This window comes from Streptomyces flavofungini (genome assembly GCF_041028215.1).
GTDB classification, from domain to species: domain Bacteria; phylum Actinomycetota; class Actinomycetes; order Streptomycetales; family Streptomycetaceae; genus Streptomyces; species Streptomyces flavofungini_B.
In genome coordinates, this window is record NZ_JASKYR010000199.1 from 1 (window position 1) to 11,781 (window position 11,781).

Here is an 11,781-nt window from a genome sequence, read left to right on the forward strand (position 1 = left end):
TCCCCGCCCCCGAAGCCCTTCAGGCGCCGGAGGACCGGCAGGTCCGTATCGAGGTGCGGGCCGGAGGCCTGAACTTCCGTGACGTCCTGAACGCACTCGGCATGTACCCCGGCGAGGCCGGACTCCTCGGCTCGGAGGCGACCGGTGTGGTCACCGCCGTCGGCCCCGAGGTGACCGGCCTCGCGGTCGGCGACCGCGTGACGGGCATGGTGCCCGGCGGCCTCGCCGACACCGTCCTCGTCGACGAGCGCTACCTCACCACCGTCCCCGAGGACTGGAGCGACGAGACCGCCGCCTCGGTGCCGCTGGTGTTCCTCACGGCGCTGTACGCCTTCCGTGACCTGGCCGSTCTSTCGGCGGGGGAGCGGGTGCTGATCCACGCGGGTGCCGGTGGTGTGGGCATGGCGGCGATCCAGCTGGCCACGCACCTGGGTGCCGAGGTGTTCGCGACGGCGAGCGAGGGCAAGTGGGAGACCCTGCGTGAGCTGGGCCTGGACGACGAGCACATCGCGTCCTCGCGTGATCTGGGCTTCGAGGAGAAGTTCCGCGCGGTCACCGGTGGCCGTGGCATGGACGTCGTACTGAACGCGCTCGCGGGCGACTTCATCGATGCCTCGCTGCGGCTTACCGCACCGGGTGGCCGGTTCCTGGAGATGGGCAAGACCGACATCCGCGACGCGGACGCGGTCGGCGATGTGCGCTACCGCGCCTTCGACCTCGGCGAGGCGGCCCCCGAACGCATCCACGAGATGCTCGGAGAACTCATCGGCCTCTTCGGCGAGGGCGCGTTGCGTCCGCTGCCGGTGCGGGTGTGGGATGTGCGCCGGGCGCGTGAGGCGTTCCGGTTCATGAGCCAGGCCAAGCACGTCGGCAAGATCGTGCTGCGGATGCCGACGCGTTGGGCGGGCGATGGCACCGTCCTCATCACCGGTGGCACGGGTGGTCTGGGCCGGGAGCTGGCCCGTCATCTCGTGACGGCACGCGGTGTGCGCCGTCTGTTGCTGGTGTCGCGGCGCGGTCCGGCGGCGGAGGGTGTGGACGCCTTCCGCGAGGAGCTGGCGGCGCTGGGCGCCGATGCCGACGTACGCGCCTGTGATGTGACGGATCGTGCGCAGGTGGAGGGCCTGTTGGCGACGGTGCCGGAGGCGCACCCGCTGACCGCCGTCGTGCACACCGCGGGCGTCCTCGACGACGGCGTGATCGCCTCGCTGACCCCCGAACGCCTCGCGGCCGTCCTGCGTCCGAAGGTGGACGCTGCCTGGCATCTGCACGAGCTGACGCGTGGCCTCGACCTCGCGGCGTTCGTGATGTTCTCCTCCGTGTCGGGTGTGATGGGCAGCGCGGGGCAGGCCAACTACGCCGCCGCCAACCTCTTCCTGGACGCCCTCGCCCAGCAGCGCGCGGCCGAGGGCCTGCCGGGCCAGTCCCTGGCCTGGGGCGCCTGGGCCCAGTCGGCCGGTATGACGGGCAGCCTCTCCGAGGCCGACATGCAGCGCATCGCCGCCTCCGGCGCCGCGCCCCTCCCCGTCGAGCGCGGCCTCGCCCTGTTCGACACGGCCACCGGCTCCGACGAGCCCCTGGTCGTCGCCGTAGGCGCCACCTCGGGCGAGACCCGCGTACCCGGAGCGGTCCCGCCGCTGCTGCGGAACCTGGTGCGCGGCACCCGCCGCGCCGCCGCGACCGCCTCCGGCGGTGCGAGCACCGCGGCCGACCTCGCCCGCCGCCTCCTGGAACTCCCCGCGGACGACCGGGTCCGCCACGCCGTCGAACTCGTCCGGGCCGAGGCGGCGGCCGTGCTCGGCCACTCCTCGGCCAAGGCCGTCGAACCGGGCCGGGAATTCCGCGAGCTGGGCTTCGACTCGCTCACCGCCGTCGAGCTGCGCAACCGCCTGACCACCGTCACCGGCCTGCGGCTCACCGCCACCCTGGTCTTCGACTACCCCACCCCGCACGGCCTCGCCGAGCACCTGGTGGCCGAACTCCTCGACGAGCACGGCGAGACCGGCACACCCGTCGTGGCGGCCGACGTGGCCGAGGACCCGGTCGTCATCGTCGGCATGGCCTGCCGGATGCCCGGCGGTGTCACCACCCCGGACGAGCTGTGGCAGATGCTCGCCGACGGCGAGGACCGCATCACCGGATTCCCCACCGACCGCGGCTGGGACCTCAACGCCCTGTTCGGCGGCGGCCAGGACAACCGTGGTGTCAGCGCCACCCGCCGGGGCGGCTTCCTGCACGACGTCGGCGGCTTCGACGCCGGGTTCTTCGGCATCTCCCCGCGCGAGGCGCTGGCCATGGATCCGCAGCAGCGCCTGCTTCTTGAGACCTCCTGGGAGGCCTTCGAGCGCGCGGGCATCGACCCGGCGGGCCTGCGGGGCAGCGCCACCGGCATCTTCGTCGGCACCACGGGCCAGGACTACGCCAACCTCGTCATGACCTCCCGCGAGGACGTCGAGGGGCACGCGAGCACCGGCCTGGCCACCAGTGTCATCTCCGGCCGGGTCTCCTACGCCCTGGGCCTGGAAGGTCCCGCGCTCACCGTCGACACCGCCTGCTCCTCCTCGCTCGTCGCGCTCCATCTCGCCGCCCAGTCGCTGCGCAGCGGGGAGAGCTCCCTCGCCCTCGCGGGCGGCGTCACCATCCTCTCCACGCCGATGAACTTCTCCGGGTTCACCCGGCAGGGCGGCCTCGCGGGCGACGGTCTGTGCAAGGCCTTCGCCGATGCCGCCGACGGCACCGGCTGGTCCGAGGGCGTCGGTCTGCTCGTCCTCGAACGGCTCTCCGACGCCCGCCGCAACGGCCACGAGGTCCTGGCCGTCGTGCGCGGCTCTGCCATCAACCAGGACGGCGCCTCCAACGGACTCACCGCCCCCAACGGCCCCTCCCAGCAGCGCGTCATCCGCCAGGCCCTGGCCAGTGCCGGGCTCTCCGCCACCGACGTGGACGCCGTGGAGGCGCACGGCACCGGCACCACCCTGGGCGACCCCATCGAGGCGCAGGCGCTCCTCGCCACCTACGGCAGGGACCGCGACCCGGAGCAGCCGCTGCTGCTCGGCTCCATCAAGTCCAACATCGGCCACACCCAGGCCGCCGCCGGTGTCGCGGGCGTCATCAAGATGGTGCTCGCCATGCGCCACGGCACCCTGCCCATGTCCCTGCACATCGACCAGCCGTCCACGCACGTGGACTGGGAGGCCGGGGCGGTACGCCTGCTCAGCGAGCAGACCGCCTGGCCGGAGACGGGGCGCCCCTGGCGGGCCGGAGTCTCCTCCTTCGGCCTCAGCGGCACCAACGCCCACGTGATCCTGGAGCAGCCCGAGCCGGTCACCGCCGAGCGGGAGCAGCGGGCACCGCAGGAGCCCGCCGTCACCCCGGCCGTCGTGCCGTGGCCGGTCTCCGCCCGCACCGAGGAGGCCCTGCCCGGACAACTGGAGCGGATCACCGCGTTCGACGCGGCCCCGCTGGACCTGGGCCTCTCCCTGGCGGACCGTTCCTCCTTCGCCCACCGCGCGGTCCTGCTTGCCGCCGCCGACGGCACGCCGGAGCCGGTGGAGGTGGCCCGTGGCCGTGCCGTCGAGCGCTCGCTGGCGGTGCTGTTCTCCGGTCAGGGCTCCCAGCGCGCGGGGATGGGGCGTGAGCTGTACGCACGCTTCCCCGTGTTCGCGGCGGCGCTCGACGAGATCCTCGCCCAGCTCGACCCGCGCCTGGAATGCCCCCTGCGCGAGGTGCTGTTCGCGGAGGAGGGCAGCGACGGGGCGGTCCTCCTGGACACCACCGGGTACACCCAGCCCGCGCTGTTCGCCGTCGAGGTGGCGCTGTTCCGTCTCGTCGAGTCCTTGGGTGTCACTCCCGCCTTCGTCGCGGGGCACTCCATCGGCGAGATAGCCGCCGCGCATGTGGCCGGGGTGTTCTCGCTCGCGGACGCGTGCACGCTGGTGGCCGCCCGCGCCCGGCTGATGCAGGAACTGCCCGCGGGCGGGGCCATGGTGGCCGTCCAGGCGACCGAGGCCGATGTCGTCGGCCGTCTGACCGACGGTCTGTCCGTCGCGGCGGTCAACGGCCCGCAGTCCGTGGTCGTGGCCGGTCCCGAGGCCGCGGTGACCGCGCTGGCCGCCGCGTACGTGGCCGAGGGCCGCAAGACGCAGCGGCTCACGGTCAGCCACGCCTTCCACTCCGCGCTCATGGAGCCGATGCTCGACGCCTTCCGCGAGGTCGCCGAGGGCCTGACGTACGGCGAACCCCGTATCCCGGTCGTCTCCAACGTCACCGGCACGCTCGCCGAGCCGGGGCAGCTGACCACCGCCGAGTACTGGGTGGAGCACGTGCGGGGCACCGTCCGCTTCGCCGACGGTGTGCGCGCCCTGGCCGACGCGGGCGCCAACGCCTTCCTGGAGGTCGGCCCCGGCGGCGTCCTCACCGCCCTCGCCCAGCAGAGCCTCGACACCGGCACCGACACTGGCACCGGAGCGGTGACCGTACCCGCGCTGCGCAAGGACCGCGACGAGGAGACCGCGCTGCTCACCGCGCTGGCCCAGCTCCACGTGGCCGGTACGGACATCGACTGGGCCCCCTGCTTCGAGGGCACCGGTGCCCGCCGCGTCGCCCTGCCGACGTACGCCTTCCACCACGAGCGCTACTGGCCGCGCCCCGCCACGCACACCGGTGACGTCACCGGCGCCGGACTGCGGCCCGCCGAGCACCCGCTGCTCGGCGCCGCCACCGCGCTCGCCGCGTCGGAGGGCGTCCTGTTCACCGGGCGGCTCTCCCTCACCACGCACCCCTGGCTCGCCGACCACACCGTCGGCGGCGGCATGGTGCTCTTCCCCGCCACCGGCTTCCTCGAACTGGCCGTCCGCGCCGGGGACGAGGTCGGCTGCGACCGGGTCGAGGAGTTCACCCTCGCCACGCCGCTCCTGCTGCCCGAGGACGCCGCCGTCGTCGTCCAGGTGTGGGCCGGTGCCCCCGACGAGAACGGCTCCCGCACGGTCAGCCTGTACTCCCGGCCCGCCGACGCCCCCGAGGAGACCTGGACCGAGCACGCCTCCGGCGTCCTCACCACCGGCTCCGCCGCCCTGACCCTGGACACCTCGGTCTGGCCGCCCAAGGGCGCCGTCGCCGTCGACCTCGAAGGCTTCTACGACCGCACCGAGTACGGCCCCGTCTTCCGTACGATCCGCGCCGTCTGGACCCGTGGCGAGGAGGCCTTCGTCGAGGCGGCGCTGCCGTCCCAGGCCGATGACGCCGGTTACTACGGCATGCACCCGGCGCTGCTCGACGCCGCCGTCCAGTCCGTCGGCTTCGCGGGCCTCGACGACGAGCACAAGCTGCTGCCGTTCCTGTGGGCCGGGGTGTCCCTGCACGCGGGCGGCGCCTCCGTGGTCCGCTTCCGGGTCGCCCGTACCGGCGAGGACTCGGTGTCCATCGCCGCCGTCGACGTCGAGGGCGCCCCCGTCCTTTCGGCGGAGTCGCTGGTGCTGCGCGTACCCGCCGGGACGCAGGCCGCCGCCACCCGCCGTACGGAGCTCGACTCGCTGCTCCGCCTGGAGTGGGCCCCGGCACCGGAGGCGCCGGACACCGGGGAGACCGCGCCCGCCGTCCGGTGCGCCGCCGTCGACGCGCCGGGCGAGGAGGGCGCCGCGACCGTCCTGGCCGGACTGACCGGCGAAGAGGACCTGGTCTGCGTACCGTTCTTCACCGACATCAGCGGCGGGGCCGGGGACGACGACGTGCCCGCCGCCACCCACACGCTGACCGCGCGCGCCCTCGGCCTGGTGCAGGAGTGGCTCACCGAGGAGCGGTTCGCCGCCTCCCGCCTGGTGTTCGTCACCCGACGCGCCCTGTGCGCCGGGCCCGGCGACCGGGTCGAGGACCTGCCCGCCGCCGCCGTCTGGGGCCTGGTCCGTGCCGCGCAGTCCGAGAACCCGACCCGGTTCGCCCTGCTCGACCTGGACGAGGACGCGCGCGCCGAGGACGTCCTGCCGCAGCTCGCCGCGCCGCTCGCGGGCGGCGACGCCCAGTTCGCCGTACGGGACGGCGCGCTGCTGGTCGCCCGGCTCGACCGCGCGGTGGCGGGCCCCGGACTGCTGCCGCCCGCCGAGGGCCCGTGGCGCCTGGACAGCACCGCCCCGGGCAGCCTGGACGCGCTGACCCTGCGCGCCTGCCCCGAGGTGCTCGAAGCGCCGCGGGGGCGCGAGGTGCGGATCGAGGTGCGGGCCGCGGGCCTGAACTTCCGTGACGTCCTGAACGCGCTCGGCATGTACCCCGGCGAGGCCGGACTCCTCGGCGCCGAGGCGACCGGCGTGGTGACCGCCGTCGGCCCCGAGGCGACCGCTCTGACGGTGGGCGACCGCGTGATGGGCATGGTGCCCGGCGGCCTCGCCACCGACACGCTCATCGACGAGCGGTTCCTCACCCGCGTGCCCGAGGGCTGGAGCGACGAGGCCGCCGCCTCGGTGCCGCTGGTCTTCCTCACCGCCCACTACGCACTCACCGAACTCGCGGGTCTCTCGGCGGGGGAGCGGGTGCTGATCCACGCGGGTGCCGGTGGTGTGGGCATGGCGGCGATCCAGCTGGCCACGCACCTGGGTGCCGAGGTGTTCGCGACGGCGAGCGAGGGCAAGTGGGAGACCCTGCGTGAGCTGGGCCTGGACGACGAGCACATCGCGTCCTCGCGTGATCTGGGCTTCGAGGAGAAGTTCCGCGCGGTCACCGGTGGCCGTGGCATGGACGTCGTACTGAACGCGCTCGCGGGCGACTTCATCGATGCCTCGCTGCGGCTTACCGCACCGGGTGGCCGGTTCCTGGAGATGGGCAAGACCGACATCCGCGACCCGCGCGACATCGGCGGGGACGTCCGCTACCGCGCCTTCGACCTCGGAGAGGCGGGCCCGGACCGGACGGCCGAACTGCTCGGTGAGCTCGTCGGCCTCTTCGGCGAGGGCGCGTTGCGTCCGCTGCCGGTGCGGGTGTGGGATGTGCGCCGGGCGCGTGAGGCGTTCCGGTTCATGAGCCAGGCCAAGCACGTCGGCAAGATCGTGCTGCGGATGCCTGCCCGGTGGAGTCCCGAGGGCACGGTGCTGGTGACGGGCGGTACGGGTGGTCTGGGCCGGGAGCTGGCCCGTCATCTGGTGACGGCACGCGGTGTGCGCCGTCTGTTGCTGGTGTCGCGGCGTGGTCCGGCGGCGGAGGGCGTGGACGCCTTCCGTGAGGAGCTGGCGGCGCTGGGTGCCGATGCCGACGTACGCGCCTGTGATGTGACGGATCGTGCGCAGGTGGAGGGCCTGTTGGCGGCGGTTCCGGAGGCGCACCCGCTGACTGCCGTCGTGCACACCGCGGGTGTCCTCGACGACGGCGTGGTCACCTCGCTCGACGCCGAGCGGTTGTCCGCTGTGCTGCGTCCGAAGGTGGACGCTGCCTGGCATCTGCACGAGCTGACGCGTGGCCTCGACCTCGCGGCGTTCGTGGTGTTCTCCTCCGTGTCGGGTGTGATGGGCAGCGCGGGGCAGGCCAACTACGCCGCCGCCAACGTCTTCCTGGACGCCCTCGCCCAGCAGCGCGCAGGCGAGGGCCTGCCCGGCCTGTCCCTTGCCTGGGGCGCCTGGGAGCAGTCCGTCGGCATGACCAGCACGCTCTCCGACGCGGGTACGCGACGTATGGCGGCCGCCACGCCCCCGCTCACCGTGGCGCAGGGCCTCGCGATGTGGGATGCCGCCACGGCGTCCGACGAGCCCTGCCTCGTACCGCTCGGCCCCTCCGGCAGCAGCCGCATGCCCGGTGAGGTGCCGCCGCTGCTGCGGAACCTGGTGCGCGGCACCCGCCGCGCCGCCGCGACCGCCGTCGGCGGCGCGAGCACCGCGGCGGCCGTCACCCGCCAGCTCCTCGACCTGCGCGAGGAGGAGCGACTGCGCTTCGCGGTCAACCTGGTCCGCGCCGAGGCCGCCCCCGTGCTCGGCCACACCTCGGTCAAGGCGATCGACGCCGACCGCGACTTCCACGACCTCGGCTTCGACTCGCTCACCGCCGTGGAGCTGCGCAACCGGCTGACCACGGCCACCGGCCTGCGGCTCCCCGCGACCCTGGTCTTCGACTACCCCACGCCCACCGTCCTCGCCGAGCACCTGGTCTCCGCCCTCCTCGACGAGCAGCGGGCCACCGGCGCGGCCGCCCCGGCCACCGTCTCCGCGGCCCTCGCCGAAGACCCCGTCGTCATCGTCGGCATGGCCTGCCGGATGCCCGGCGGCGTCAGCTCCCCCGAGGAGCTGTGGCAGCTGGTCCTGGACGGCGGCGAGGGCATCTCCGCCTTCCCGACCGACCGCGGCTGGGACCTGGAGACCCTCCAGCGGGGCGGCGAGGGCGGCCTCGGCCGCAGCGCCACCTCCGAGGGCGGCTTCCTGTACGACGTGGCGGACTTCGACGCCGGGTTCTTCGGGATCTCCCCGCGCGAGGCGCTGGCCATGGACCCGCAGCAGCGGCTGCTCCTGGAAACCACCTGGGAGGCGTTCGAGCGGGCCGGGATCGACCCCGGCACCGTGCGCGGCAGCCGTACCGGCGTCTTCGTCGGCACCAGCGGCCAGGACTACACCACCCTGGTGATGAACTCCCGGCAGGACGCCGAGGGCCACGCCCCCACGGGCCTCGCCACCAGCGTCATCTCCGGGCGCCTGTCCTACACGTTCGGCCTGGAGGGCCCGGCGGTCACCATCGACACCGCCTGCTCGTCCTCCCTGGTGGCGCTGCACTGGGCGGCGCACGCGCTGCGCTCCGGCGAGGCCGATCTCGCCCTGGCGGGTGGCGTCACCGTGATGTCGACCGCCATGGGCTACGCGGGCTTCACCCGGCAGGGCGGCCTCGCCCCCGACGGCCGCTGCAAGGCCTTCGCGGACGCCGCAGACGGCACCGGCTGGTCCGAGGGTGTCGGCATGCTGGTCGTGGAGCGGCTCTCCGACGCGCGCCGCAACGGCCACCCGGTCCTCGCGGTGCTGCGCGGCTCGGCGGTCAACCAGGACGGCGCCTCCAACGGGCTCACCGCCCCCAACGGCCCCTCCCAGCAGCGCGTCATCCGCCAGGCCCTGACGAGCGCCGGGCTCACCACGGCCGATGTCGACGCCGTCGAGGCGCACGGCACCGGCACCACCCTGGGCGACCCGATCGAGGCGCAGGCACTGCTCGCCACCTACGGCCAGGACCGCCCCGAGGACCGGCCGCTGCTGCTCGGCTCCATCAAGTCCAACATCGGGCACGCCCAGGCCGCCGCCGGTGTCGCCGGGGTCATCAAGACGGTCATGGCGATCCGGCACGGCGTCCTGCCCAGGTCCCTGCACATCGACCAGCCGTCCACGCACGTCGACTGGAGCGAGGGCGACGTACGCCTGCTGACCGAGACCACCGACTGGCCGGAGACCGGCCGTCCGCGCCGGGCCGCCGTGTCGTCCTTCGGCATCAGCGGCACCAACGCGCACACCATCATCGAGCAGGCCCCCGAGTCCGATGAGCGGGTGAGCGCCGCCGAGCCGGAGGCCGTACCCGCCGTCGTCCCGTGGCCGGTCTCCGCCAAGTCCGAGGAGGCCCTGGACGCGCAGCTCGCCCGGATCACCTCCGTCACCGGCCCCACCCCGGCGGACGTGGGCCTGACGCTCGCCTCCGAGCGCTCCGCCTTCGAGTACCGCACGGTCCTGCTGGCCGCCGCCGAGGACGCGGGAGCGGCGGTGGAGGTGGCCCGTGGCCGCGCCGTGGAGCGCCGTCTCGCCCTGCTGTTCTCCGGCCAGGGCTCGCAGCGGGCCGGGATGGGACGCGAACTGTGCGCCCGCTTCCCGGTGTTCGCGGCGGCGCTCGACGAGGTCCTCTCCCTCCTCGACCCGCAGCTAGACCGCCCGCTGCGTGAGGTGATGTTCGCGGCGGAGGGCACCGAGGAGGCCGCTCTCCTGGAGAGCACCGGGTACACCCAGCCCGCGCTGTTCGCCTTCGAGGTGGCGCTGTTCCGCCTGGTCGCCTCGTGGGGCATCGCCCCGGAGTTCGTGGCAGGGCACTCCATCGGTGAGATCGCGGCCGCGCATGTGGCCGGGGTGTTCTCGCTTGAGGACGCCTGCACGCTGGTCGCCGCCCGCGCCCGGCTCATGCAGGAGCTGCCCGCCGGGGGCGCGATGGCGGCGATCCAGGCCACCGAGGACGAGGTCACCCCTCGCCTCACCGAGGAGCTGTCCCTGGCCGCCGTCAACGGCCCCGACTCCGTCGTCGTCGCCGGGCCCGCCGTGGAAGTGACCGCGCTGTCGGCCGAGTTCGTGCTCGAAGGGCGCAAGACGCAGCGGCTCGCGGTCAGTCACGCCTTCCACTCGGCGCTGATGGAGCCGATGCTCGACGCCTTCCGCGAGGTGGCGAAGGGCCTTTCGTACGCCGAGCCCCGTATCCCGGTCGTCTCGAACGTCACCGGCGCCCTCGCCGAGCCGGGGCAGCTCGCCAACTCGGAGTACTGGGTCGACCACGTACGCCGGACCGTCCGTTTCGCCGACGGCGTGCGCGCGCTCGCCGATGCCGGTGCCGACGCCTTCCTGGAGATCGGCCCCGGCGGTGTCCTCACCGCCCTCGCCCAGCAGACCCTCGACACCGGCACGGCCACCGGAGCGGTGACCGCACCCGCGCTGCGCAAGGACCGCGACGAAGAGGCCGCGCTGCTCACCGGGCTGGCCCGGCTGTACGTCGAAGGAGTCCGGGTCACGTGGGCCCGCGCCTTCGACGGCACCGGCGCCCGCCGTACGGAACTGCCCACCTACGCCTTCCAGCGCGCCCGCTACTGGCCCGACACCCGGCGCCCCGCGGGCGGGGGCGAGGCCGCCGACCCGCTGGACCGCGCGTTCTGGACGGCCGTCGAGGGCGAGGACCTGACCAGCCTCGCCGCCGACCTGGCCGTGGACACCGACGTGCTGGGCGCCGTGCTGCCCGCCCTGTCCACCTGGCGGCGCAGGCGGCGCGACCAGGCGATGGTCGACTCCAGCCGCCACCACGAGACGTGGAAGCCGCTGTCGCTGCCCGCCACCACGCCTGTCCCGTGCGGCACCTGGCTGGCCGTCGTACCGGCCTCGCGGGCCGATGACCCGTGGACGTCCGCCGTGCTCGACGCCGTCGGCACCGACGTCGTACGCCTCACCCTCGACGCCGCCGACACCGCCGGGCGGGAGGCGCTCGCCGCACGGCTGCGCGGCCTCTCGGCCGACGGCGCCGCCCTGACGGGTGTGATCTCCCTGCTGGCCCTGGCCGACTCCGGCGAGGCCGCCGCGCCCTCCGACGACGCATCCGGCGCCCCCGATGGTTCGTCCGTGGTCCCCGCCCTTTCGTCCGCCGTGCTGTTCCAGGCGCTCCTGGACGCCGGTGTCACCGCGCCCCTGTGGTGCGTGACCCGTGGCGCCGTGACCGTGGCCGCCTCCGAGACGCTCACCGACCCCGCGCAGGCGGCGGTGTGGGGCCTCGGCCGGGTCGCCGCGCTCGAACACCCCGCAGGGTGGGGCGGTCTCGTCGACCTGCCCGATGTTCTCGACGAGCGGGCCGCCCGCAGGTTCGCCGCCGTCCTCGCCGGTCACGACGGTGAGGACCAGGTCGCCGTCCGCGCCTCCGCGGTCTTCGGCCGCCGTCTGGTCCCGGCACCGGAGACGGCGCCCGACGCGGGCTGGGAGCCGCGCGGCACGGTGCTGGTCACCGGCGGCACCGGCGGCCGGGGCGCCCACGTGGCGCGCTGGCTCGCGGGCGCGGGCGCCGAACACCTGGTCCTGCTGTCCCGACGCGGCCCCGAGG

At 74.5% G+C, this 11,781-nt stretch carries 1 protein-coding gene; it reads left to right on the plus strand.

All coding sequences use genetic code 11. The features are described from left to right. Positions 1–11,781: type I polyketide synthase (locus tag AB8Z36_RS16085; RefSeq protein WP_369213990.1), on the plus strand; the 11,781-nt coding region annotated here is incomplete at both ends.